General features: G+C 66.4%; 29 protein-coding genes. 1 reads left to right on the top strand and 28 read right to left on the bottom strand.

From position 1 onward, the window contains the following. Nucleotide 1: 1 nt before the first annotated feature. The 13 genes from FZF13_RS21755 to FZF13_RS21695 all read right to left on the bottom strand — a co-directional run bounded on the left by FZF13_RS21755 (nucleotide 2) and on the right by FZF13_RS21695 (nucleotide 12,613). Nucleotides 2–1,261, bottom strand: a complete 1,260-nt coding sequence (locus FZF13_RS21755; protein ID WP_024925084.1) for a TraB/TrbI/VirB10 family type IV secretion system protein — start codon at nucleotides 1,259–1,261, stop codon at nucleotides 2–4. Further along, nucleotides 1,258–2,325 carry a P-type conjugative transfer protein TrbG gene (gene trbG, locus FZF13_RS21750; protein ID WP_024925083.1) on the bottom strand — a complete coding sequence of 356 codons (1,068 nt, stop codon included), beginning with the start codon at nucleotides 2,323–2,325 and terminating at the stop codon, nucleotides 1,258–1,260. Before trbG ends, FZF13_RS21755 begins: the two co-directional genes overlap by 4 nt. Then, nucleotides 2,322–3,005, bottom strand: coding sequence for a conjugal transfer protein TrbF (trbF, locus tag FZF13_RS21745; RefSeq protein WP_024925082.1), 684 nt, complete (start codon nucleotides 3,003–3,005; stop codon nucleotides 2,322–2,324). The genes trbG and trbF overlap by 4 nt, the downstream gene beginning before the upstream one ends. Before the next feature lie 2 nt (nucleotides 3,006–3,007). Continuing rightward, on the bottom strand, nucleotides 3,008–4,363 hold the full coding sequence (gene trbL, locus FZF13_RS21740; RefSeq protein ID WP_024925081.1) for a P-type conjugative transfer protein TrbL: 1,356 nt from the start codon (nucleotides 4,361–4,363) through the stop codon (nucleotides 3,008–3,010). 1 nt (nucleotide 4,364) lies between these two features. After that, a complete protein-coding gene (trbK-alt, locus tag FZF13_RS21735) occupies nucleotides 4,365–4,712 on the bottom strand; it encodes a putative entry exclusion protein TrbK-alt (protein WP_024925080.1) in 348 nt (115 codons plus the stop codon). A gap of 10 nt (nucleotides 4,713–4,722) precedes the next feature. Next, nucleotides 4,723–5,484, bottom strand: a complete 762-nt coding sequence (trbJ, locus tag FZF13_RS21730; RefSeq protein ID WP_024925079.1) for a P-type conjugative transfer protein TrbJ — start codon at nucleotides 5,482–5,484, stop codon at nucleotides 4,723–4,725. Then, nucleotides 5,481–7,919, bottom strand: a complete 2,439-nt coding sequence (gene trbE / locus FZF13_RS21725) for a conjugal transfer protein TrbE (RefSeq protein WP_024925078.1) — start codon at nucleotides 7,917–7,919, stop codon at nucleotides 5,481–5,483. Before trbE ends, trbJ begins: the two co-directional genes overlap by 4 nt. Nucleotides 7,920–7,933: 14 nt before the next feature. Beyond that, nucleotides 7,934–8,215, bottom strand: coding sequence for a VirB3 family type IV secretion system protein (locus tag FZF13_RS21720; protein WP_024925077.1), 282 nt, complete (start codon nucleotides 8,213–8,215; stop codon nucleotides 7,934–7,936). After that, the gene (locus tag FZF13_RS21715) at nucleotides 8,215–8,508 is read right to left on the bottom strand and encodes a TrbC/VirB2 family type IV secretion system protein (RefSeq protein ID WP_377799202.1); all 294 of its coding nucleotides are present in this window, start codon (nucleotides 8,506–8,508) and stop codon (nucleotides 8,215–8,217) included. Before FZF13_RS21715 ends, FZF13_RS21720 begins: the two co-directional genes overlap by 1 nt. 50 nt (nucleotides 8,509–8,558) lie before the next feature. Then, nucleotides 8,559–9,575 (bottom strand): P-type conjugative transfer ATPase TrbB, encoded by a 1,017-nt coding sequence (trbB, locus tag FZF13_RS21710; protein WP_024925075.1) that lies wholly within the window; start codon nucleotides 9,573–9,575, stop codon nucleotides 8,559–8,561. Nucleotides 9,576–9,717: 142 nt separating this feature from the next. Beyond that, entirely contained in the window at nucleotides 9,718–10,179 is a 462-nt protein-coding gene (locus FZF13_RS21705; RefSeq protein WP_024925074.1) for a ribbon-helix-helix domain-containing protein, read from the bottom strand. A 9-nt stretch (nucleotides 10,180–10,188) separates the two neighbouring features. Then, nucleotides 10,189–12,177, bottom strand: coding sequence for a conjugal transfer protein TraG (locus FZF13_RS21700; RefSeq protein ID WP_024925073.1), 1,989 nt, complete (start codon nucleotides 12,175–12,177; stop codon nucleotides 10,189–10,191). Nucleotides 12,178–12,298: 121 nt separating this feature from the next. Further along, nucleotides 12,299–12,613 carry a DNA -binding domain-containing protein gene (locus FZF13_RS21695; RefSeq protein ID WP_024925072.1) on the bottom strand — a complete coding sequence of 105 codons (315 nt, stop codon included), beginning with the start codon at nucleotides 12,611–12,613 and terminating at the stop codon, nucleotides 12,299–12,301. A gap of 107 nt (nucleotides 12,614–12,720) precedes the next feature. Between FZF13_RS21695 and FZF13_RS21690 the strand changes: the two genes are divergently transcribed. Further along, complete coding sequence (locus FZF13_RS21690; protein ID WP_024925071.1) at nucleotides 12,721–13,005, top strand: helix-turn-helix domain-containing protein; 285 nt, start codon at nucleotides 12,721–12,723, stop codon at nucleotides 13,003–13,005. Here FZF13_RS21690 and FZF13_RS21685 read toward each other — a convergent pair. The 15 genes from FZF13_RS21685 to FZF13_RS21620 form a co-directional block, all read right to left on the bottom strand. Next, nucleotides 13,002–13,499, bottom strand: a complete 498-nt coding sequence (locus FZF13_RS21685; RefSeq protein WP_024925070.1) for a GNAT family N-acetyltransferase — start codon at nucleotides 13,497–13,499, stop codon at nucleotides 13,002–13,004. The genes FZF13_RS21690 and FZF13_RS21685 overlap by 4 nt on opposite strands. Nucleotides 13,500–13,503: 4 nt before the next feature. Further along, nucleotides 13,504–13,788 (bottom strand): type II toxin-antitoxin system TacA family antitoxin, encoded by a 285-nt coding sequence (locus tag FZF13_RS21680; protein WP_024925069.1) that lies wholly within the window; start codon nucleotides 13,786–13,788, stop codon nucleotides 13,504–13,506. Nucleotides 13,789–13,860: 72 nt separating this feature from the next. Then, nucleotides 13,861–14,982, bottom strand: coding sequence for a DUF3363 domain-containing protein (locus tag FZF13_RS29610; RefSeq protein WP_395408862.1), 1,122 nt, complete (start codon nucleotides 14,980–14,982; stop codon nucleotides 13,861–13,863). Nucleotides 14,983–16,201: 1,219 nt separating this feature from the next. Continuing rightward, nucleotides 16,202–17,125, bottom strand: a complete 924-nt coding sequence (locus tag FZF13_RS21670; RefSeq protein WP_024925067.1) for a lytic transglycosylase domain-containing protein — start codon at nucleotides 17,123–17,125, stop codon at nucleotides 16,202–16,204. Nucleotides 17,126–17,130: 5 nt separating this feature from the next. After that, nucleotides 17,131–17,466, bottom strand: a complete 336-nt coding sequence (locus FZF13_RS21665) for a DUF736 domain-containing protein (RefSeq protein ID WP_024925066.1) — start codon at nucleotides 17,464–17,466, stop codon at nucleotides 17,131–17,133. 36 nt (nucleotides 17,467–17,502) lie between these two features. Beyond that, on the bottom strand, nucleotides 17,503–18,048 hold the full coding sequence (locus tag FZF13_RS21660; RefSeq protein WP_024925065.1) for a S26 family signal peptidase: 546 nt from the start codon (nucleotides 18,046–18,048) through the stop codon (nucleotides 17,503–17,505). Then, the gene (locus FZF13_RS21655; protein WP_024925064.1) at nucleotides 18,045–18,563 is read right to left on the bottom strand and encodes a DUF2840 domain-containing protein; all 519 of its coding nucleotides are present in this window, start codon (nucleotides 18,561–18,563) and stop codon (nucleotides 18,045–18,047) included. Before FZF13_RS21655 ends, FZF13_RS21660 begins: the two co-directional genes overlap by 4 nt. Beyond that, on the bottom strand, nucleotides 18,560–18,814 hold the full coding sequence (locus tag FZF13_RS21650; protein ID WP_024925063.1) for a hypothetical protein: 255 nt from the start codon (nucleotides 18,812–18,814) through the stop codon (nucleotides 18,560–18,562). Before FZF13_RS21650 ends, FZF13_RS21655 begins: the two co-directional genes overlap by 4 nt. Beyond that, the gene (gene parA / locus FZF13_RS21645) at nucleotides 18,811–19,464 is read right to left on the bottom strand and encodes a ParA family partition ATPase (protein WP_024925062.1); all 654 of its coding nucleotides are present in this window, start codon (nucleotides 19,462–19,464) and stop codon (nucleotides 18,811–18,813) included. Before parA ends, FZF13_RS21650 begins: the two co-directional genes overlap by 4 nt. Further along, nucleotides 19,461–20,489 carry a replication initiator protein A gene (locus FZF13_RS21640; RefSeq protein ID WP_024925061.1) on the bottom strand — a complete coding sequence of 343 codons (1,029 nt, stop codon included), beginning with the start codon at nucleotides 20,487–20,489 and terminating at the stop codon, nucleotides 19,461–19,463. Before FZF13_RS21640 ends, parA begins: the two co-directional genes overlap by 4 nt. Further along, entirely contained in the window at nucleotides 20,490–20,759 is a 270-nt protein-coding gene (locus FZF13_RS21635) for a helix-turn-helix transcriptional regulator (RefSeq protein WP_024925060.1), read from the bottom strand. 153 nt (nucleotides 20,760–20,912) lie between these two features. Next, nucleotides 20,913–21,578 carry a DUF2285 domain-containing protein gene (locus tag FZF13_RS29360; protein WP_425349437.1) on the bottom strand — a complete coding sequence of 222 codons (666 nt, stop codon included), beginning with the start codon at nucleotides 21,576–21,578 and terminating at the stop codon, nucleotides 20,913–20,915. Next, nucleotides 21,502–21,699 carry a transcriptional regulator domain-containing protein gene (locus tag FZF13_RS29355; protein WP_024925058.1) on the bottom strand — a complete coding sequence of 66 codons (198 nt, stop codon included), beginning with the start codon at nucleotides 21,697–21,699 and terminating at the stop codon, nucleotides 21,502–21,504. Before FZF13_RS29355 ends, FZF13_RS29360 begins: the two co-directional genes overlap by 77 nt. A gap of 309 nt (nucleotides 21,700–22,008) precedes the next feature. After that, nucleotides 22,009–22,851 (bottom strand): DUF932 domain-containing protein, encoded by an 843-nt coding sequence (locus FZF13_RS21625; protein ID WP_024925057.1) that lies wholly within the window; start codon nucleotides 22,849–22,851, stop codon nucleotides 22,009–22,011. A gap of 261 nt (nucleotides 22,852–23,112) precedes the next feature. Then, the gene (locus tag FZF13_RS21620) at nucleotides 23,113–23,436 is read right to left on the bottom strand and encodes a DUF736 domain-containing protein (RefSeq protein WP_024925056.1); all 324 of its coding nucleotides are present in this window, start codon (nucleotides 23,434–23,436) and stop codon (nucleotides 23,113–23,115) included. Nucleotides 23,437–23,467: the final 31 nt, after the last annotated feature.

Genomic DNA, 23,467 nt, shown 5'->3' with positions numbered 1-23,467 from the left:
GTCAGCCTCCGTAGGATTCGAGAACGAGATCGCGCGTGACGATGACGCGGACCGGGAAGCCCGGCCGGATGGTCAGGGTCGGCGCGATGTTGAGCTGGCGCTGAACGATCTGCTGACCCGTCTGGTTGATGCTGTCCGAAGCCCCGCGTCGTAGAGCGCGAACGATGTCGCTCTCCTGGCCCGATGAACCGGCCTGCGCGCCGACGCTCAAGATGGTGGAGAGCGCGGCGGCCTTGAACAGTTCGCCCCAATGATAATCGACACCATCCTCGAGGCCGGCGTATCCCTCGCCGTCGGCGCCAGGCTGACGCTCCAGAACGATGGAGCGGCCATTGGGGAAGATCAGCCGGTTCCAGACGAGGAGTATGCGCCGCTGACCGAAGCCGACGCCGCTGTCATATTGACCGATGACGCGCGTGCCCTGGGGCACAAGCAATATCTTGCCCGTCGGACTGTCATAGACGTTTTCCGTCACCTGCGCGGTGATCTGGCCGGGAAGATCGGAGCGGATGCCGGTGATGAGCGCGGCGGCGATGACGGCGCCGGCCTGCAGGACGTTCTTCGACGCCGGCGCGGCCACCCGATCCGGCGCGACAGTGCGCTTGTCGGGCGCCTGGTTGAGGAAGGCGAGCTGGCGATCCTGCGCGGATGGCGTCGCTGGCTGCGGCGCGAGGCCGAGGCTGGCGAGATCGGCCGGCGGCGTGGCGGTCGCGGTGGGCTGTGCCGAGGCCCCAGCACTGGCGGGCCGAGTCTCGGTCGAGGCGAACAACCGTGCGGTCCGCGCCGCCTCCAGCTCCTGCGCCCGGCGCTGCTCCTCGGGGGTCGGTCCCACCGGGCCTGATGCTGGCGCGCTGATCGGCGGGACTGTAGCGCCATTCTGCGCATTCAGGATCGGGCGGCCGAGATCGCCGGGGAGCGGCGGGCCGAGCTTTGGGACGCCGGAATAATCCTTCGGCAAGCCAGCGAGCCCGTCCGGGGTCGAGCGATTGTCGGTCGAATACAGTTCCTGTCCCTGGCCCTGGTGACGGGTCTGAAGCGCATAGATCAGCGCGCCGCCAACACCGAGGCTGGCAGCGAGACCGAGACCGGCCAGCACCTTGCGGGACAGGCGGGTCACACGCGGCGGCTCGGCGCGCAGGCGCATCGTCACAGCCGGCTCGCCGGTGAGCGGCCGGGTGTCATCATCGTCGGCCGGCTGAGGCTGGGGCGTCGAACCCGGCGCCCGACCTTCTTCCTTTTCGGGATCGCGTTCGTCGCTCACGATGCCGGCCTCCCGTCGGTGCGGGAGATGCGGACGCGCTTCTGGTCTTTGCCCGCACCGAACCGCAGCTCGGCGGCGGCGAACAGCCGGTCGACGATCATGTAGTTTCCGCGTACCCGGTAGTTCACCAGTTCGGATGTGTCGCCCTCCGGCCCGACAACGAACAGCGGTGGCATCTCGCCCTGACCGATGCCGCGCGGAAATTCGATGAACACTTGGCGACCGTCATCGAAGGCGCGTAGCGGTCGCCATGGCGCACGATCGCCTGTCACTTCGTAGCGGAAATTGACACGGGCGAGATCAATGCCGCCCGACACCGGCTGCGCGGCCTCCGCCTGCTGGTTCTGGCGGCGCAGCGCGATGAGCTGGTCCTGTGGATATTGCCAGGACACCGACGCCATGTAGGTCGCGGGCGTCGCGCGCAGCTCCATGTGATAGGTGCGCCTGTCGGTGTTGATGACGAGATTGGTCATCAGCTCGGCGCGGGTTGGCTTCACGAGGATATGGATCTGCTTGGCGGTGCCCACGCCGCTCTCGGTGTCGCCGATGATCCAGCGCACGGTGTCGCCGGCGGCGACGGGACCGGAGCCGACGAGCTGCTCGCCGGGCTGAAGCGCGATGTCGGTGATCTGCCCCGGCGAGGCATAGACCTGATAGAGCGCGCCATCGACGAAGGGATAGACCTGCATCGAGTTGATGAAGCCGTTGCGGACGGGTTGGACGCGTGCGGCGGCGTTGGCCTGATTGACGCGCGCGGCGGGATCGACCGGCTCCGGCTCGGGCTTCCCGTCCTTGCCGACTGGCTTCAACTGACCGGGCAGCGGGAGCGGTTTCGGCAACTCTACGACCTGCACGGGTTTCGGCGGATCGGCGGCGATGACGGCGGGCGCGGCATCGTCATAGGAAATTTCGGGCGGTGGCGTATGGGTGGCGCAGCCGGCGAGCGCCGATGTGCAAAGTAGGAGAAGCGGCAAGCCGGATTTACGGAAACCCGGCATGGCGCGGCTGAGGAAAGCCGGACGCCCCGCACTCCAGGGGGCGGCTTTGCGGAGTGCTGGTGTCATTGTCCAAGCTCCTTCGACCAGTTGATGGCGTTGATGTAGATTCCGAGGGGATTCTTCCGCAGCGTGTCGGCATCGCGCGGGGGCTGCACAACGACGGTGAGGATGGCGGACCAGCGCTCGGTGGAAGCCAGCGAGCCGTCCTGATAGCGGCGCTCGATCCAAGCGATGCGGAAGCTCGACGGCGAGGCGCGGATGACCGACGATACCTCGATCGCGATTTGCTGCTTGCCGACCTTGGTGAAGGGGTCGTTGGCGCGCGCATAGTCATTGAGCGCCAGCGCGCCGCCCTGGGTCGTGAAGTCGTAGGCGCGCAGCCAGTTCTGCCGCACGATGATGGCGTCGGACGGGATCGAGCGGACCTGCTCGATGAAGCGCGCGAGATAGAAGGCGATCTGCGGATCGTTCGGCTGATAGTCGGCGGTCGCCGGCGCGACGGCCTGCGCCTGGCCGAGCCGATCGACCTGCACCACCCAGGGCACAATCGAGCCATTGGCGGACTGCCAGACCAGCGCCGCCGAAAGACCGGCCGCGAGTACCAATGAGCCGAAGGCCATGTAGCGCCAGTTGCGAGCCTGGACGCGGGCTGAGCCGATCCGGTCGTCCCAGACCTGCGCGGCGCGCTGATAAGGCGTCTCGGGCTGAGGGGATTTGCCGTAGTGGGTGGATGGTCGTTTGAACATTGTCAGTCGCTTTCGGAGAGGTTGACGGAGGAGCCGCCGCCATGGCTGTCGCCGCTGCGCACGGCGTGGGCGGCCGCGGAGGCGCCGTGGGACATTTGCTGGGAGCGTTTCATGCGCTTCGCCCAGGCTGGCGGGCCGTCGCTGGTGGAAGATGCGGCTCCCGGAGATGCGGTCTCTGCAGCGGTTGCCGTCGTTGCCCCGGGTGCGCCCGTGGCGATCTCCGTCGCGGCCTGGCCACCGGCCTGATAGCTCTGCTTCAGGCTGTCGGCGGCGCGGCCGGCCGCGCGCTTCAACGGTGAGACGGCCGCCCTCGCGCCGGTGCTCGCAACATTGCCCAGGCCAGAGGCGACGCCCGATGCGCCCGATTGTCCGGCCGCGCCGAGGCTGTAGGCGGTGGAGGCGCCGCCCGCGAGGGCTGCGCCTCCACGAGCCGCGGCGGCAGCACCGCCAGCTAGCGCAGCGCCACCCGAGGCGACTGCGCCGGCGGCGGCCGCACCTGCGGCGACCATGCCGCCGGCGGCAAGACCAGTGCCAATGGCCGCGCCGGCGCCGAGCTGCGGACCACCCGAAATCAGGCCGTTGGCGATGCCGGGGCCGAAAATGCCGAGACCGAGCAGCGAAAGCGCGGCGAGCACGATCGCCATGGCGTCGTCGATTGATGGCGTGTTGCCTCCGAACCCGGAGGTAAATTCGGAAAAGAGCGTCGATCCGATGCCGATGATGACAGCGAGCACCAGCACCTTGATGCCGGAGGAGATGACGTTGCCCAGCACGCGCTCGGCCATGAAGGCGGATTTGCCGAACAGGCCGAAGGGAATGAGGACGAAGCCGGCCAGCGTCGTCAGCTTGAACTCGATCAGGGTGACAAAGAGCTGGATCGCGAGGATGAAGAACGCCAGCAGCACCAGCGCCCATGCGAAAAACATGCAGGCGATCTGGATGAAGTTCTCGAAGAACGACCAGTAGCCCATCAGGTTGGAGATGGAGTCGAGCAGCGGGCGGCCGGCATCGAGGCCGGTCTGTGCCACCTTGCCCGGGCGCATGAGATCGCTGACGGCAAAGCCGGTGCCCGACGCTTTCAGGCCGAGACCCGCGAAGCTCTCGAAGATGATACGGGCGAGATTGTTCCAGTTGGAGATCAGGTAGGCGAAGACGCCGACGAAGAGGGTCTTCTTGACGAGGCGCGCCATGATGTCGTCGTCGGCGCCCCACGACCAGAAGAGCGCGGCGAGCGTCACGTCGATGACGATGAGCGTGGTGGCGATGAAGCCCACCTCGCCGCCGAGCAGCCCGAATCCGCCGTCGATGTAGCGTGTGAAGACCTCGAGGAAATGGTCGATGACGCCGGTGCCGCCCATGTCAGCGGATCTCCGGCCGGGCGGGATCAGCCAGATCCGCCGGCGCACTCCGAAACAACGTCGTCGGCGCAACCGGTGTCGGTAAGGATGTCTGGGCTGGTTGCCCGAGGAAGCGGCGACGGTTCTCGGCCCATGCTTTCAGGCAGCCGGGATCGCTCGTGCCAGCCTCGCCGATCTCGGAACAGCGAAGCAATTCGGCGGCGAGAGGATCTTGTGCGGCGACGGGACGGCCCTGCGTCGCGAGGGCGTCCGGCGAAACGTCCTTGCGGTTCATCTCGATCGCGGTCGCCGTGATGGCGACCGCGACGAAGACGATGGCGCCGACGCGCGCGAGGGTCTTGCCGTCCATCACGCCAGCCTCAGTTGCCGCTGCTCGGGAACATGCGCGCATTGCCGGGCTGGTAGCCTGAGCCCGGCGTCAGGAAGCGTCGGCGTTGCTCGCGACCCTGTTCGGCAGCGGTGGCCTGCTCGGCCGACTGCAATGCCTGTGCCCGACCGTTGGCCGCGACGACGGCAGTGAGATCGGCGAGCTGCTGGGCCTGAAGCGCGAGAAGCTGGTTGCCGGCCTGCGTCGCCTGAAGCGCGCCGGTTGCGCCCTGGCTCTGGCCGACCAGCGCCGACATCTGGGCGCGGTTGGTGTCGATGTTGCCGACGACGCCGGCCTGCACGCGCATGGCATCCTGCAGGCCGCCGACCGTGTTCTGCCAGCGCGAGCGAGCATCGGTGATGAGCTGCTGATCCGTCGCCGACATCGAGACGTTGCCGTATTTCTGCTGGAACGCCCGGTCGATCTGCTGGACGTCATAGGCGATGTTCTGGGCCTGCTGGAGGAGCTGTTGCGTCCGCTGAACCGACTGCTGAAGCTGTTGGAGCGATGAGTACGGCAGGCTCGCAAGGTTGCGCGCCTGGTTGATCAGCATCTGCGCTTCGTTCTGAAGTGAGGTGATCTGGTTGGTGATCTGCTGGAGCGATCGCGCTGCCGTCAGCACATTTTGTGCATAGTTCGAGGGATCGAACACGATGATCGCGTGAGCTGGCGTCGCCAGCATCGGCGTGAGCGCGACGGGAGCGATCAGCAGCGCGGCAGCGAACCGCGCTGCGCGGGAATTGCGCAGTTTCATTGGGACGTCTCCTTGTTGATGAGCGTGGGGATGAGGTCAGCCGCCCAGCCGACCTCACGGTGATCGAGCCAGGCGGCGAGGAAGCCGTCGCGTCCATGTTCGGCGACGATGCGGGCGATGGCCGCCTGGTCGGTCTTCGACGACGCGGCGCAGAGCGCGAGCGCCACATCGGACAAGCCGAGTTCGAACAGCCGATTGCCGCGACGGGACTGGCAGTAATAGTCGCGCTTCGGCATTGCCCGCGCGATGATCTCGATCTGGCGGTCATTGAGGCCGAAGCGCCGGTAGATCGCGGTGATCTGCGGCTCGATCGCGCGCTCATTCGGCAGCAGAAGCCGGGTCTGGCAGCTCTCGATGATGGCGGGCGCGATCGCCGAGCCGTCGATGTCCGACAGGCTTTGCGTGGCGAAGATGACGCTGGCGTTTTTCTTGCGCAGCGTCTTCAGCCACTCACGGAGCTGGCCGGCGAAGCCGTCATCGTCCAGCGCCAGCCAGCCCTCATCGATGATGAGGAGGGTCGGCGAGCCGTCGAGCCGGTCTTCGATGCGATGGAAGAGATAGGAAAGGACCGCGGGCGCCGCGTCGGTGCCGATCAACCCTTCGGTCTCGAACGCCTGAACAAAGGCCGATCCGAGATGCTCGCGCTCGGCGTCGAGCAACCGGCCGTAGGGACCGCCGACGCAATAGGGCCGGAGCGCCTGCTTGAGATCATTCGACTGGAGCAGCACGACCAGGCCGGTGATGGTACGTTCCTCTATGGGCGCCGACGCCAACGAGGTCAGCGCCGTCCAGATGTGCTCCTTCGCCTCGGGCGTGATCGCGACACCCTCGCGAGTCAGGATCGACACGATCCAGTCACCCGCCCAGGCGCGCTCGGGCACGTCGTGAATGCGGGCGAGCGGTTGAAGGCTGACGCTGTCGACGGCGCCATCGCTGAGATCGCCACCAAGATCGTGCCAGTCGCCGCCCATGCCGAGCGCCGCCGCCCGGATCGAGCCGCCGAAGTCGAAGGCGAAGACCTGGGCGCGGGCATAGCGTCGGAACTGGAGCGCCATCAGCGCCAGCAGCACGGACTTGCCTGCGCCGGTCGGGCCGACGATCAGCGTGTGGCCGACGTCGCCGACATGAAGCGAAAGCCGGAACGGGGTCGAGCCTTCGGTCTTGCCGAAGAGCAGTGGGGGCGCTGCAAAATGCTCGTCCCGCACCTCGCCCGCCCACACCGCAGACAGCGGGATCATGTGGGCGAGATTGAGCGTGGAGATCGGAGGTTGGCGGACGTTCGCATAGACGTGGCCGGGCAGTGATCCGAGCCAGGCGTCCACCGCGTTGATGGTCTCGGCCATCGCGGTGAAGTCGCGGCCCTGGATGACCTTCTCGACTAGCCGCAACTTCTCGTCGGCTATGCGCGGATCGTCATCACACACCGTCACCGTCGCGGTGATATAGGCCATGCCGGCATAGTCAGCGCCGAGTTCCTGGAGCGCGAGATCGGCATCAGCCGCCTTGTTCGCGGCATCGGTGTCCACGAGGACGGATGCCTCGTTGGTCATCACCTCCTTGAGGATCGCGGCGATCGACTTGCGCTTGGCGAACCATTGCCGCCGGATCTTGGTCAGCAGCTTGGTCGCGTCGGTCTTGTCGAGCAGGATCGCGCGCGTCGACCAGCGATACGGAAATGCGAGACGGTTCAGCTCGTCGAGCAGGCCTGGCGTCGTCGCCGTTGGAAAGCCTGTGACGGTGAGGATGCGCAGATGCGAGGCGCCAAGGCGCGGTTCGAGCCCGCCGGTCAGCGGCTGGTCGGCGAGAAGCGCGTCGAGATAGATCGGCGTCTCGGGCACGCGGACACGGTGCCGTTTGGTCGAGACGCAGCCGTGGAGATAGGTGAGCGTCTCCGCGTCATCGAGCCAGCGGCATTCCGGCATGAAGGCTTCGACCAAGCGCAGAATGCGATCGGTGCGATCGGCAAAGCCGGTGATCACCTCGTTGGGGTCGAGGCCCGACTTCTCCCGTCCCTCATAGAGCCAGGATTCGGCGCGCGCGGCGTCTTCCGCCGGCGGCAGATAGGTGAAGGTCAGGAAATAGCTCGACTCGAAATGCGCGCCGGCCTCCTCGAAATCCGCCCTGCGCTCGGCATCGACCAGCGCGGAGGCAGCGTCGGGAAAGCGGCTGTCGGGATAGAGGTTCGAAGGGTGGCGTTGGGCTTCGACGAAGATCGCCCAGCCGGAGCCGAGGCGACGGAAGGCGTTGTTGAGGCGGCCGGCGACGGCGACCAGCTCGGCCGGGACGGCGCTGTCGAGGTCGGGGCCGCGAAACCGCGCGGTGCGCTGAAAGCTGCCGTCCTTGTTGAGGACGATGCCGGCGCCAACCAGCGCGACCCAGGGCAGGAAGTCAGCGAGCCGGCTGTTGCGGTTACGATATTCGGCGAGGTTCATCATCGGCGCGCTCCCCGTCAGACCGAGAGGTGCGCGGGGACGCGCAGATGGCGGCGCACCACGTCGACGAAGAGCGGATCGCGCTTCGCGGCCCACACCGCCGCGACATGGCCGATCGCCCAGATGGCGATGCCGACCAACCAGAGGCGAAGGCCGAGGCCAACGGCGCCAGCGAGCGTCCCGTTCATGATGGCGATGGCGCGCGGCGCGCCGCCGAGCAGGATCGGCTCGGTCAGCGCCCGGTGAACGGGAGCCGTGTAGCCTGGGACATCGCCGCCCTGTTCGACACCGCCCGTCATCAGACGAGCGCTCCGCCGCCGAACGAGAAGAACGACAGGAAGAAGCTCGACGCCGCGAAGGCGATCGACAGGCCGAAGACGATCTGGATCAGCCGGCGGAAGCCGCCTGATGTGTCGCCGAAGGCGAGCGTCAGGCCGGTGACGATAATGATGATCACCGCGATGATCTTGGCGACCGGGCCTTCGATCGACTGCAGGATCTGTTGCAGCGGCTGCTCCCACGGCATTGACGAGCCGGAGGCATGGGCGGGCGCGGCCATCATCACAGACAGCGTGGCGACGGACACGGTCATGGCGAGACGGCGGCGGACTTGAGTCCGGCACATTGAGCGCAGGCGTTGGATCACAGGCGTTCTCCTTCAGGGCTTGGGGTGAGCGAGGTCGGGCCGCCGGTGCCCTCGATGACGGCCGGCGCGACGCGGTAATCGCCATCGAGGCCGAGGCCCTTGACGCGTGCGAGCTCGGAGAGCCGGCGCGCCGAGCCGCGGCCGGAGAGGACGGCAACGATGTCGATCGTCTCGGCGATCAGCGCGCGCGGGACGGTGACGACGGCCTCCTGGATGAGCTGTTCCATTCGGCGCAGCGCACCGATCGCGCTGCCGGCATGGATCGTGCCGACGCCGCCGGGATGGCCGGTGCCCCAGGCCTTGAGCAGTTCCAGGGCTTCGGCGCCGCGCACCTCGCCGATCGGAATACGATCGGGGCGAAGACGCAGCGAAGAGCGAACGAGATCGGAGAGAGAGGCGACGCCGTCTTTCGTGCGCATCGCCACGAGGTTCGGCGCGGCGCATTGCAGTTCGCGCGTATCTTCGATGATGACGACGCGATCGTCGGTCTTCGCGACCTCTGCGAGCAATGCGTTGGTCAGCGTGGTCTTGCCGGTGGACGTACCGCCGGCGACCAGAATGTTCGCGCGCGCAGCGACGCCTTCGCGTAACGTCTCGGCCTGCGCTGTCGACATGATGCCCGCTGCGACATAGTCGTCGAGGGTGAACACTGCGACGGCGGGCTTGCGGATCGCGAAGGCTGGAGCCGCGACCACAGGCGGAAGAAGACCCTCGAACCTTTCCCCGGTCTCGGGGAGTTCGGCGGAGACACGCGGCGCGCCGGCATGGACTTCGGCACCGACGTGATGGGCGACCAGGCGGACGATGCGCTCGCCGTCGGCTGCCGGCAGCTTACGGCCGGTATCCTCAAGCCCGCTGGAGAGACGGTCGATCCAGAGCCGCCCGTCGGGATTCAGCATCACTTCGACAATGGACGGGTCTTCCAGGAAGCCAGCGATGGCAGGTCCGAACGCCGTGCGCAGCATGCGCGCGCCCCGCTGGATCGCCTCGGATTGCTGGTGCGTGGTCGTCATCTTGTCCCCGTGCTGGCGGGGACGCGGCATGCAGTCCCCTGACGGGGATGATTAAAAGAGCCGGAAATCGGGTCGGTTCAACAAGTATCTCGATGCGTGCGGCCATGGCGAAGAAAAGGCGGCAATCGGCGGAGTTGAATATTCAGCCTGGATCGCCGTTTGTCTTGAAGAGCGCATGGTCTGCGCCGTCGCGCAGCGAGTCGACATCGCGCGAAAGCTCTTTCAGGAACCTGTCGCCGGTCGCCAATCGCCGACCGAGCGATTGCATGAAGCCTTCGAAGCGTTCCGTTCCTTTCGCGCGCGCCGAGGCTTGCGCGCTTTCGGGCAATGGCGGCGTGATAGTGAGCCAAAAGCGGATGAACAGCGAGACGGTCTCGCCCAGGATGGCGATATCCTCGTCGAGCCCATCGATCTGGCGGCCGAGCTTGTCCATGCGGCGTGCGAACACGGCCTCGAGCCGTTCGGAGGCGTCGGCCGAGAGGAAGGACGCGACGGCTGCTTCGATCACCGCGGATTTGGAGACATTGCGCCGGAGCGCCAGCGCCTCGACCTGCTTCAGTAGGCCGGGGTCGAAATAGACGTTCATGCGGGTCTTGGCCTGCACCGGCATCTCCTACAATTCGATGCCGTCGGCCGGGTCCATCGTCGCCTGCCGGGCGACGATGCGAATACGCTGGCGCAGCGCTCGCGCCTTGGCGGCGTCCACGTCGGGCTCATCGTCCAAAAGATCAAACTCCTGCTCGGGCGGCCGCGCGGCCGGGACGATCTCTTCATGCTCGGGCAATTCCGGCTCGCGGCGGATGCCGGCATTGGCCGGATCGCCATCGGCGCCGTCGCTTGTTGTGGTTGCCGCCGCTGCGGCCGATGGCGCGATCACACGCGCCGACCATTCATCCGTCATCGTCGCTGCGGCTCGCGGCGCGATAAGATCGGGCGGCGGCAGGATGCGCTCCTTGAAGCGCGCATCCTCGAAATAGCGCGCCTTCTTCGCCCGGATCGGCGGCGTGCCCGCCACCATGACGATCTCGTCGCTGGGCGGAAGCTGCATGATCTCGCCGGGCGTCAGGAGCGGCCGCGCCGTCTCCTGGCGCGACACCATGAGGTGCCCGAGCCACGGCGCCAGCCGATGGCCGGCATAGTTAGTGGAATCGCGCAGCTCCGTCGCGGTGCCGAGCGAATCCGACACACGCTTGGCGGTGCGCTCGTCATTGGCGGCGAAGGCGACGCGCACATGGCAATTGTCGAGGATCGAATTGTTCGACCCATAGGCGCGCTCGATCTGGTTGAGGCTCTGCGCGATCAGGAAACTCTTGAGACCGTAGCCGGCCATGAAGGCCAAGGCGGACTCAAAAAAGTCCAATCGGCCGAGCGCGGGAAACTCGTCGAGCATGAGCAGCAGGCGATGGCGTTTGTTCGACGCCTTCAATTCCTCGGTGAGCCGCCGGCCGATCTGGTTGAGGATCAGGCGGATCAGGGGCTTGGTGCGGTTGATGTCGGACGGCGGCACGACGAGGTAGAGGGTGACCGGCCGCCGGTCCCCGACCAGATCGGCGATGCGCCAGTCGCAGCGCGCCGTCACCTTCGCCACGACCGGATCGCGATAGAGGCCAAGGAAGCTCATGGCGGTCGACAGCACGCCGGATCGCTCGTTCTCTGATTTGTTGAGCAGCTCGCGCGCGGCGGAAGCAACGACGGGATGGACGCCCGCTTCGCCCAGATGCGGCGCCGACATCATCGCGCGCAGCGTCGCTTCGACTGGCCGGCGCGGATCGGAGAGGAAGTTGGCGACGCCCGCCAGCGTCTTGTCGGGCTCGGCATAGAGGACGTGCAGGATCGCGCCGACCAGCAGGCTGTGGCTTGTCTTCTCCCAATGGTTGCGCTTGTCGAGGCTGCCTTCGGGATCGACCAGGATGTCGGCGATGTTCTGGACGTCGCGCACCTCCCATTCGCCGCGCCGGACTTCCAGCAACGGATTGTAGGCGGACGATTGTGCATTGGTCGGATCGAACAGCAGCACGCGGCCATGCTTGGCGCGGAAGCCGGCGGTCAGGGTCCAGTTCTCGCCCTTGATGTCGTGGACGATGCAGCTTCCCGGCCAGGTAAGCAGCGTCGGCACAACGAGCCCGACACCCTTGCCACTCCGCGTCGGGGCGAAGCACAGCACATGTTCGGGGCCGTCATGGCGCAGATAATCCTGGATGTGCCGGCCGAGCACGACGCCATCGGGACCAAGCAGGCCGACGGCGCGGATTTCCCGGTCGTCGGCCCAGCGGGCGGAGCCGTAGGTCGCCACATTGCGCGCCTCGCGCGCCCGGATGAGCGACATGAAGATGGCGACGGCGATGGCGATGAAGCTGCCGGATACGGCGATCGCCGCTCCCTCCAGGAAGATGGATGGCGCATAGGCGTCGAACGAAAACCACCACCAGAAAAAAGCCGGTGGAGAATAGACCGGCCAGCCCGCCAGTTTGAACCATGGGGCGCCAAGCTGCGCCTGAAAGCCGAGCCGCCATGCGGTCCATTGCGTCGCCGCCCATGTCGTCAACAGCACAACGGTCAGGACAACGGCGATCTGACCCCAGAGTATTCGGCCTCCACGCATACAGGCTCCAATCGGCAAAAGAGATGGAGCCGATCAGAGAATAGGCGTTTTCGCGAGACTCAACAGAAAAGACATATCGGCGTGCCGCCGGATACCATGGCGTAGAAATCGGATGGTTCGCTTAGTGCCGTGTCTTGCCCTGAGCCTCTTGCGTCGCCTCCGCGACGGCCTGCTGGAGAATGCGGCGGTAGCCCTGCTTGGTCATCCATTGCGCGCGGGCGAGATGGCTTTCCCAGCAGGCCCTTGTGCGGTCTTCCTCGGCGACCGGATCGCGGTGCAGCACGATCCGCGCCACCTCGGACCAGTCCGCTCCGTCCGTCTGCGCATCCAGCAAACGCAGATAGGTCACATAATGCTCTTCGTCATAAGTCGTGATCTCGGGGCCGCTCGGGGCCTCGTCATCGACATCGGGATCAAGCTTGGGTCTGACGCGCATCGAACGCCCTCCCTTCAGGGCCAACAGCACCAAAAATCCTGAACTGGGATAATCCCATATCAGGATTACCGAAATGGCCTCCCTTCATCAATGGAGCGCCGTTCCGAATGCAGAAGTCCTTGCGCACATCCCGACAGCAGCGTCTCCTGTCCCTGCTCGTCGAAGCACGCAAGGCGAAAGGTATGACCCAGGCCGAAATTGCCGCAGCGCTCGGCAGGCCGCAATCCTTTGTCGCCAAATATGAGAACGATGAGCGACGGATTGATGTCATCGAGTTCGTCGATATTGCTGCGGCGCTGGGCGTTTCGGCTGCCGAAATCCTGAAAGAGATCGAATCGACCGCAGAGGCCCCCAAACGAACCGGCGGGCGAAAATCCCAACCCCTCCGCTAGCGGCCGATCAGGGCGCGAACGTCCTTGAGGAGCACAAACAGGTGCATCGGATCGCTGGGCGACGCGATGAAATCGAAATGTTCGTAGAAGGCTCGCGCCTCCTCATCCTTGGCATGGACGGCAAAAGCGCGCAGGCCCGCGATTTCGGCGGCGGCGAGCGTGCGGCCGAGCGCATCCTTGAGCAGGCCGGAGCCGATCCCCTTGCCTGACCAGGCGCTGGCCACCGCGAGGCGTGCGAGGATCATCAGGGGAACCGGATGACGGGCGACGCCCTTCTGCAACCGCCCGGGCGCATCGTCATAGGCCACGTCGCCATAGGTCAGGGTGTAATAGCCGACCACCTCATCGTCCGAGAGGGCGAGATAGGTCTGCGCGCTGTTGGAAAGCTGGCTTTGCAGGGCGAAGCGGATCAGGAAGCGGTTGAGCGGCTCCTTGCCGCAATCGAACCCCTCGACGCGATGCTCGCGCCGCAGCTTCTCGATACGGAGCGCCACGGGGCTATTCGCCGGGATGCTCGAACAGGCCGGGCTCGTTCAGGAGCCGCTTCAGCCTCGGCAACGGACGGGGCGGTGCATCGAGCGCGGCGAGGAAGGCTTGCCAGCGCTCCGCGTCCAGCCCGAAATGCTGGCGGTCCGGCAAGGTCTCTTGGGCACGGATGAGCGCGCTTTCCAGCACGAACTCGCTGACCGACCGTCGCTCGGCTTGGGCCGCGGCGTTCAGCACGCGCTTGGCCTCCGGCGTCAGCCGCAGGTCGAGTTTCTCGGATCGGGTTGCATTGGCCATGGTGACGCCTCCTGATCGACTATATAGCATGTTCGGCCTCCTTTGTCATGACATTGTCGGGCATTATGGCGGTCATAGCCCGAGTTCCCGCTGTTTCCCGAGCTGCCAGGATACCGATCCGCCCTGGACCACGCCGATAACCTCGCGGCCGCGCTGGCGCTCGATGACCGGCCGCCAGGGGACTAGGGTGAACTCATGGCTCTTCTCGACGATGGCAAATCTGCCGCTCGCGAGCTGGACGGTGCCGGTGAATGTGCCGCTCACGGTCTCGCCGTCTCCGGAGGCGCGGAACGGCATGGGCTTTGACACCGCCAGCTCGGCGCCGGCGCGCGCGACCTCACGCTCGCGCAGCGTGGCAAGCAGATTGCGGCGATAGAACACCCGGCCGGTCGGCTGGCGGGTGGCATCACCCTGGTCGATCAGATGTTCGCGGCGGCGGTCCATCGCCTGGGCGACGGCCTGTCCGAAGCCAGCCGGCGCCAGATCGGACGCCTCGCCTGCGATCAGCCGGCGGTCGAGCCAGGTGGCGCCGTCCGCCCCGATCTGGCTTTCCAGATCGAAGGCCGAGAGGACGCGGATATTGACGCGGACACTGCGGCCGGCGTCATGGGCGGCTGCCCGGCTCTCGAAATCCTCGGGGATGCGCCAGCGGTCGGCGTCGATGCGCTCGACGATGCCGGCGCGGCGCAACGCCTCCAGCCGGCGGACATGGGCATCGACGAAGCCTTCGTAGTCGCCACCGGGCACGCGGCCGTCGAACCGGGCCTGCTCCAGATGGCGGCTCGGCTGATAGACGCCGTCCTTGGTCATAACGGCAATGGCGCGATCCGAAGGCCGGGCCGCCATATCGGCCGGACCGATCTCAACGATGCTGCCGATACGCGCATCCTCGACGCGACCCGCATCGAAGCCGGAGACATGGTGCGCGCGGCCATCGATCCCGTCGACAACCAGGGTGATGTTCTCGCCCAGTTCGTCGGCGAGATGCTTGTCGATGACGCGGCCGACAATCGGCGCGCCTGCCGCGCCGTCATGAATCTGGAAGCTGGCCGGATCGCGCTCCTGTCCCTCCGCCCGAAGCACCTTCTGCATGGTGCGGATGATGTCTCCGCGCTCGCCCAGCTCGCGCAGGGTGGGCTCAAGTCGGTCACTCAACTCCCAGACGCCCGGCGCATGCTCGGTGGCAAGCCCCATCTTTTCCAGCTTGCCAAGCCGGGCCAGACGAAGCGCCCGGCTGGCGATGCCGCGCGGATCGCCGGGCTCGGGACGAAGATCGACCAGGCCGTGGCGCGCCTCTGCGATCATGGCGCGGTCGATGCGGGTGAAGCGGTCCTGACCGATTTCGGCGGAGAGCTTGCTCTGCTGCTCGATCTCGGTGACGGGACCGAGTTCGAGCGTCACGAGCGCGCTGGCGCGTTCGCGGACGCCGTGGGCGATATAGTCGCCGTTGATGACCAGATCCTCGCCCAGCTCGTCGCGGCCGTTGACGATAACATGGACATGGGGATGGCCGGTGTTGAGGTGATTGACCGCGATCCAATCGAGCTTCGTGCCGAGGTCGGCTTCGACCTGGCTCATCAGGTCGCGCGTGTAGCCGGTCAGGTCCGCAAGGTCGGCCGCATCCTCGGGCGAGACGATCAAGCGGAACTGGTGGCGGTCATCCTTGCCGCGATCGAGGAAGGCATCGCCGTCGGCGCGATCCGCGGTCGCCGAGTAGAGCTGGCCGCGCTCGCCGTCGCGCGAGGTTCCGTCGCGCTGAATGTAGCGCAGATGGGCGGCCGCGCGGCCGTTCTTGCCGGCGGCGCGGACGGAGCGCGATTTGACGATGACGCGGCGGCTGCCGGGCTGGCGATGGCTCCAGCCATCCGAGAGGTTGCGGGCGCGCACGAAGGCCGCGCCGCGGCCGCGCTTCACGCCCCGGCCGCTCGCCAATGCCGATCGTGATCCATCCTTGGCGGCGCGGCCCGTGGCAGCGGCACGCGCCCCGCGCGATGGCGATCCGCCATGCTGGCGGGCGATCTTCTTGACCTTGGTGAAGAAGCTCTTGGTCTTGGCGCCGCCGCGCGCATCCGATCGAATGCGGCCTGGCCGTGGGCGGAAGTGGTTCTCGTCGTCGCTCATCGGCGCGGATCCTGCCGATGAGTGGGATTTCCGGCTAGAGTGCCGCCGAGAGCCTTGCAAAGGCTGGCGTTCCGCCGGATGGCGGCACCATGCCCTCCATTCGAGGGTGCCACCCCCAACAGTGTGCAGACAAGGGCTTGCCCGGCAGATCGGCCCCATGGGGTGCCGTCCGCTTTAATCTTGCCCTCCCGCCTCTCTGCCCGTTCTGCCCCTCCTGCCGATCTTCGGTCCTGACCCCACACTGCCGACCTGCACAATGGAACGACCACGTTCAGCCACTGGACCTTGGTCCTCATCGCGGTTCTCCGGGGCTGACGCGGGAAACGAAAAGGCCGCCGGGTTGCGGCGTGATCGCAGAGACGTCGCGCACCGATGGTGCAGCCGAGATCTTGGCGACGTGCTCGCCGGGCGGCACAGGATCAGCGCTCGGCGTGCGCTCCGGTCGCGCCACGAACAGCGGCGCACGGCTCCAGGACTGCGGGTCGGCAGCAGCGACGACCACCGGAGCGGTGACTTCGCCGCCGCCGATCAGCGGCGCAAGCTGGGCGACATAGGCGCGGGTCTCGGCAGGCAATGGCCGGCCGGTCGTGCGATGGCCGTCGTAGCGGCCGGGACCGGCATTGTAGGCGGCGAGCATCGCGCTGACATCGCCGTAGCGGTCGAACATCTCGCGCAGATAGGCGGCGCCCGCGAGAATGTTGTCGCGCGGGTCATAGGGGTCATTGCCGAGGCGATAACGGAGGCGCAGCCTCGCCCAGGTGTCGGGCATGATCTGCATCAAGCCCATCGCGCCGGCCGAGGAGATCGCGCGCACATCGCCCGCGCTCTCGGCGCGCAGGACAGCCCTGATCCAGGCCGCCGGAATGCGGAAGCGCTGCGCCGCTTCCGCGATCGGAGCGGCATAGGCATCGGCCGTCGCCGGACGCTCGATCGGCCGCGCCTGGGCCGGCGCAGCGCCCGGCAAGGCGCCGACGGCCAGAACGCCGGCGAGCAGGAGAACGGCATAGCGCGAGACCGCGCTGTCTCCGCTTCGAGCCCAGCCTGCCAGCGTGCTCGCTGCGGTCAAGGGTGCGCGACAAGCGCCGGCCGTTGGCCGCCCTTGACCTTCGCTGCGCGCGCCGGCCGTCTGATCGTCGAGCGGGACGAAGGGATGAGAGGGCTTTTCCGCGAACCAAGGGATGGCGGCTTTGAACGCGATCCTGACGGGATGGCGCATCGTCTTCAGTCCCGCTCGGCGCGCTTAGCCGGGCGGTTCCAGTGCAGCGACCATGAGGATTCATCGTCGCCATTGCGGAACAGATTGGCGCGGATCGGCTGCGGCAAAGTGGGATCGTCGATGAGCAGCGAGACATAGCTGCCTGCCTTCTCGCCGGTGCGTTTCCAGCCCGCGCCGATCTCCGGTCCGTCTTCTGCGCCGTGATGGACGCGGTAGTCGGGCGCGTTCTCGGCCTCCGAAGGTTCGGCCGGAACGATGGTGAGGTCGCGGTAGAGCGTGAGCGTATGGACGCGCCCGACGAAGCCCGATTTTTCGGCGGTGAATTGACCAATCTGCGGCATGGTAAGCCTCCTGCGGTTGGGGGTGGGAAAGCGAAGTCAGTGTGTCGGCGCGCGCCACATGAAGTGGCCGTCGCCGTCCTCGTCGGTCCACAGCGGGACCGCGCGACCGATGATATGGTCCGTGGAGGTCGGGCCGAAATAGCGACCGTCGAGGCTGTCGCGGACCTGCCAGTTCATGAGGAAGATCTCGCCGGTCGGGATGCGACGGCAGCCCTGCCAGACCGGCAGATCGCGGCCGGCGCGATCGCGTTCGAGCGCCGTTCCGACCTCGACGCGATCGACGGTGATGGTGAGGTTGGTCCGGCAAACCGTTTGTCCGGACACCGCCAGCACGCGCTTCATCAGCGGCACGCCTTTCGGCAGATAGCCGCGATCGGCGAGGAAGGTCGCGAGCGGTTCGGGAGCGTCGACGGCAACGAGATCGGTCACCTCGAACGGGCCGTCGAAGTCGATCGTGTAGAAGCCGATCGGCGCGCTCGCCGACGCGTTCCAGATCAGTTTGATCGGCATCGGCGTGAGGCCGGGATAACCGACGCCCATGGTCGCGAGAGCCGTCGCGATGATGAGGCCGGCGCGCGTCATGGCACGATCCTGCGGCGGCGAAGCCAGGCCGCATGCTGCCCGGGCGTGTAGGTGCGCGGCGCCTCTCCGACGCTCAGCCGGTTGTGGACATGCCGCCAATGCTCCGGCGCAACGTCCGCCGGATCGAGGCCGAGCGCCTCCACCGCGTCGATCGCCTGCAGCACGCGCTCAACCCTGGGCCAGCCATCAAGGCGCAGCAGGATGTCGCCGCCGGGCCGCACGAAAGGCAGCGTCTGGAACGGCTCGCCGCGGCCGACCGCGCGCACGATGTCGATGCGCGAGATGATCGTGCCGAAATCGTTGGAGGCCCAGCGGACGAAGGCGAAGATGCTGTCGGGCGCGAAGCCGACGATGATGCGGCGACGGTCGAGAATCTGTTCGTAGCTCTTGCGGCCGAACCTGATCCAGTTCTCGATTTTCTTTTGGCTCCAGGTCAGCTCGACCAAGGTGGTGGAGGGCGCGGAACCGTCCGGCAGCGGACGGCCGCGCATGCGGCGGGCCGCATTGCCGGTCATGAGGTCTCTCCCTCGGTGGGTGGGAATTCGCGCGCGAGCAGCGCGCGCAGCATGTCGGTGACGGTCTCACCGCGCCGGAAGGCCGCGACCTTGATGCGGCCGCGCAGCTCCGGCGTGATGTCGATCGTCAGCCGCGCGGTGAAGGTGGCAGTGGCGTCCGCGCGCAGGGACTGCGCGTCGGGAGCCTTGATCCAGCTCTCGGCGTCGCCCGGGCGGGAGGCGAAGCCGCGCTTGCCGGCGCGCCCGGTCATGGCGCGGTCCTCGCGATTCGGAGCCGATCGATCTCGGCGGCAAGCGCGGCGATCTCGCGTGCGGCCGGACTGTCATCATCGATCTCGGAAGCGAGCCGGCCGGACTGCGCAGCGTCGGCGAAGACGACACGCTGGCCGATGGTGCTGGCGAGCACGGGGGGATCGTGATCGGCCAGCGTCTCGGCCGTCTCGCGGGCGATGATGGTGCGCGCGCCGCAGCGGTTGAGCACGAAACGGGCTGCGAGCTGCGGCCGGTAGATGCGCGCTTCGCTGAGAAGCGCCAGCATCTCGGCCGAGGCCCAGCCGTCGAGCGGCGACGGCTGCACTGGGATCAGCACCAGGTCGACGGCGAGCAGCGCCGAGCGCATGAGGCCGGCGATGCGCGGCGGACCGTCGATGACGACATGATCGGCGTCACGCGCCAGCTCGGGGGCTTCGCGATGCAGCGTGTCGCGCGCCAGGGCGACGACGCCGAACAGGCGCGGCAGGCCCTCGCGGCTCCGCTGCTGCGACCAGTCGAGCGCCGAGCCTTGCGGATCGGCGTCGATCAGGGTGACACGGTGTCCTCTGCTGGCCCATGCACCGGCGAGATGCAGCGCGAGCGTCGTCTTGCCGACACCGCCTTTTTGGTTGAGGAGCGCGACGATCATGGCGCACCTCGGCGGGTGGCACCGGCACCATGGATCGCGTGCGCGTGCGTCAAAGAAGAAGAGTTAGATTCTCTGTTAGATTCTTCTATAGAGTGCGCCGCGCGATTTGCGCCTGATGTACCGATAGTGCGTGCGCCTGATGTACCGATACCATTCACATGGTTTTCAACAGGCACTGTGGATTGTTTGTCGGGCCAGATGCGCAGCAGTTCGCGGTGGTCATCCCGTTCGATCTGAAGCCGGTAGCCGGGCAATGGCTGACGCGCCGCGATGCGGCGCAGGTCGAGCGCGAAATCGGAGACACGCGCGAGACTGCCGGACTTGGCGTGAAGATGCGCAATCTCGAACAGCCAGCCGTCGTGCTGGCGGCCGGCATGCTTGCGCGCGACGCGATACAGCCAGCGTTCGATGCCGCCGGTCAGCCGGAAATAGGCCGGGTCGATGGCAAGCACCAGCGAGCGGTCGACGACGCCATTGTAGAACCATTCGGGCAGCACGAATTCCATGCCCTCAACGCGGCCGGCCTGCGTCGTCATCTCCTCCCATTCGTTGATCCAGGAGAATTGCCGGCGGCGCCAATGCGCGCCGTTGCGGATGGTTGTGGCGATGACGGTCGATTGCAGGCGCGCCAGCGCGGCCTTCAGCAACAGATATTGCCGGTTGCCGGTCGGGCGGCCGATACCGCGCAGGAGCTGGTAGGGTGTGAAGCGAAAGAAGCGCGAGGTCGCGAGCCCGCGGTTCGCGGCCTCGACGAGCTGCGAAGCGGCCCAGATCAGAACGTCGGCGTCCCAGATGGTGGCCATGCCATGCTCGGGCATGCCGAACACCCGCACCTCGACATCGGCGGCCTGGTAGAAGATCGGTCGGGTGCGCGGCGTCTTCGCCAGCGAAAAGAACGGCCGCTCCATCAGGTCGCGCTGGTCGCGGGGCGATGCGTCGCCGCCGATCACCACGAAAGGATCGAGGTTGGTCCGCTCGCTGGCTTTGCGCTGACGCTCGCGGCGATGGTCATCGTCGCGCGGCATTCAGCGTTCGCCCCGCTCGGTCGGCGTCAGGCGACGCGCCGGAAACACGCGGCCGACATCCGTGTCGCGCGTCGATTTGCGAGCGCCGATCGCGGACCAGGCTTGCAGGTCTTCGATCGCATAGACGACGCGGCCGCCGATCTTGCGATAGACCGGACCGGTCCCGTATGTGCGATGCTTCTCCAGCGTGCGGAGCGAGATTCCAAGAAAGCGCGCGGCATCGGGCGTGCGCAACAGGCGCGGCGGCAGGTCCGCCTTCTGGTCGGCCATAAGATCACCTCTGGTTCGTCATGCGTGCGGCTGTCGGTGGCGACAGCGCGCGATGGCGAACCATGGCGAAGGATCGGCGGCGCGGAGCGTGCCGCATTTGCACCAAGGTGCTGGCGGCACCCCTTGCGGCGCGCGCTATTTGGCGGCGTTTGCCTACCGGCGACGCAGCTTGATCGGATAGTGCAACAGCAGGCGATAGCCGCCCTTCATCATGCTCAGTCCGTGGGCCACAAGGCGGCGGGCCTGGTTCTTGCGCGGGTCGTTTTCCCAATCCTCCTTCGTGCCGCGAAAGCCGAGGAGAACTTTGGCAATGGTGCGGTAGCTCTCGCCGCGCTGCCGCGCGTCGAGCGCCCGCAGCGAGAGGATATGGAACCGCCGAAGCTGCGCCGGCATCGCCCGGAAGTCCGGGCCTGGCGCACGGCCATTGAGCGCGCGCCAGAACCGTCGTGCAGCATGCACGCGCAGTTCGAGAAGCGCGTCCAACGGCAAGATGACGGCGTAGAACGTCGCCACCTCGGAAGGCGCATGGACGAGCCAGAACTGATGCGTGACACCATCGGCCTGCCAGACGCCGTGCCAGCCGTCATCGGACTGGCGCAGATCAAGGCCGTCGAGCTGCGTCAGAGCGATCGGCGTGACGGCGTCCGCGTCGATCGCCTGCGGCACTATAGTGAGACTAACGGCTTGTGGCTGCAGGCTTGGTATCCAGAACAGTGACTGCTGATCTGACGGCGTGTCGGGATCACACGGGAAATCGTAACCCCCAGCGTTTCGAAAATGCCGCCAGCGAACGCGCGGCCGGTTTCCTGAGACGCTCAATCTTCTGGAAGTCGCGATGATAATCATCATCGCGGCGGAGATATTCCCAGGCGAAGCCGGCGGCGGGAATGCCTTCGGCATGCTGATACGCTGCCGGCGAGCGCCAATCGATGCTGAGCATAGCGTAACCTCTCATTCACCGGGTCATGCAAGCCAACACCCGGACAGAGAGTTTCATCGACAAGGGAGCGTGTTTGTAGCCGCCATAGGCGGATATGTTGATCGTGCGTGGCGATCAATATTGGTTATTTTCTTCTTAACATTGTCTGCATGTTTTTGCGAGCCGGGCGAAGCCCGGCGAGCGGCGGCCGTGTTCCGGGCACGGCCGCGCGCCGATCCGCAAAGCCGGATCGGCACAAAAATGCCGGACACGGACATCCTGAAAGACGCGGAACCGTAGAGCCGGAGACCCGGCTCTACGGCTTTGCATTCATGCTGTCTTCAAGCGCTGCATTCCCTCAGCCAGCGTCCACAGCGCGCGGTTGAGGCTGACATTCTGGTCGATGCCATTGATGGCGCGGGTCTGACTGCGGCGGATGCGCCCCTCGGCGTTGCGCTTGCGGCCATGCAATCCACCACGAATGACGTTTTCCTGAATGACGTTGAAGGTGGTCCAGAGGCTTTGCCCGACATCCTCGCGGCGGCGCGGCGCGATGATCTGGTCTGGACGGACGGGGCTTTCATCCTCGCCATAACGGGCAACAAGGCTCGCCTCAGCAAAGACGCGTTGCTCGTCCTGCGACAGGCGCGTTTCCTTCATCGTCTCGCTGGCGTCGATCAGGCGCGGGAAATCCTCGGCGACGGTGTAAACGCCTTCGATGATGTCATGCTGGATATTGCCCTTGTGCGGCACGCGGACTTCCTCGAACCGCTCGCCCGCAATCATGCTGTTGGCGCAGACGAATCTTAGTATGCCCGCGAACATCTGATAGGCGCTGGTCCCGTCATGGCTGTTGACGATGATGACTTCGGCGGCTTCTGGCTTGCCGATGCCGTCATCGCGGCGCAGGCGCAGCATGTGCTTGGCGTGGCCGTGCCGGCTCCCGTCGCGTGGCACGGACTGGACGGCGAAGAACGGAAACCATCCTTCGCGGCGCAATCCCTCCACGATGTCGATGGTGGGAACATAGATATAGCGTTCCGAACGGCTGTCATGCGCCTCGCGCGCGAAGATCGATGGGACGTGGCGGTAAAGCGCCTCGTTATCGAGCGGCTCGCGCCCGCTGATCTGGTGCGCGTTGCGGCCGAAACGGGTTGCAAGCTGGTGATACATGGTCTTTCTCCTATGGGCTTGGGTTGGAGCGCAGCGACCGAAGCTGGGCGGAAGCTCACTCCGAAGTGCGCCGAGGGCTGGCCCTAAGCACGCGGCCTGGCGTGAGCGCCAGCGGGAGCCGGGCGAGAGACATCGATCAGGATGTGCAAGCCTGAAAGCCGTGAACACGGACATCCTGATCACGGTATTTCCTGAAAGGCGTGCGGCCATGAGCATGACGAAGCCCCGCTCGGGTGAGCGGGGCTTCTTGGGGTTCCGGCCTCAGTCGCCGCTGCGGCGGGACCAGATGAGGCTGTGGCCTTCGCCGTCCTCGGTCTCGACCAGGCTGGCGTAGATCGGCGCCGGGAAGCTCGGATCGTCCAGCTTGACCGAGAGATATTCGCGCTGCGTCTCGCGGGCAGTCTTCTTCCAGGCTGCGCCGAACTCGACGCTGTTGCCGGCGATGATGCGGAAGTCGGGGCCGCGCTCGCTCTCGCCCTCGGTGGGGACGAACTTGGCCTTGACGTTGAGGGTCAGGGTCTTGACCGAACCGGTGAAGCCGGCTGTGCCGTTGTCGTTCTTCGTGAAGGTGCCGATGGTCGCCATTGTCGTGTTCCTTTTTCGATCGGGCCGCGCC

Origin of the sequence: Mesorhizobium terrae (genome assembly GCF_008727715.1) — a bacterium.
Lineage (GTDB): Bacteria > Pseudomonadota > Alphaproteobacteria > Rhizobiales > Rhizobiaceae > Mesorhizobium > Mesorhizobium terrae.
Note: the sequence above shows the minus strand (reverse complement) of the source record. Positions and strands in the feature narration are given on the sequence as shown.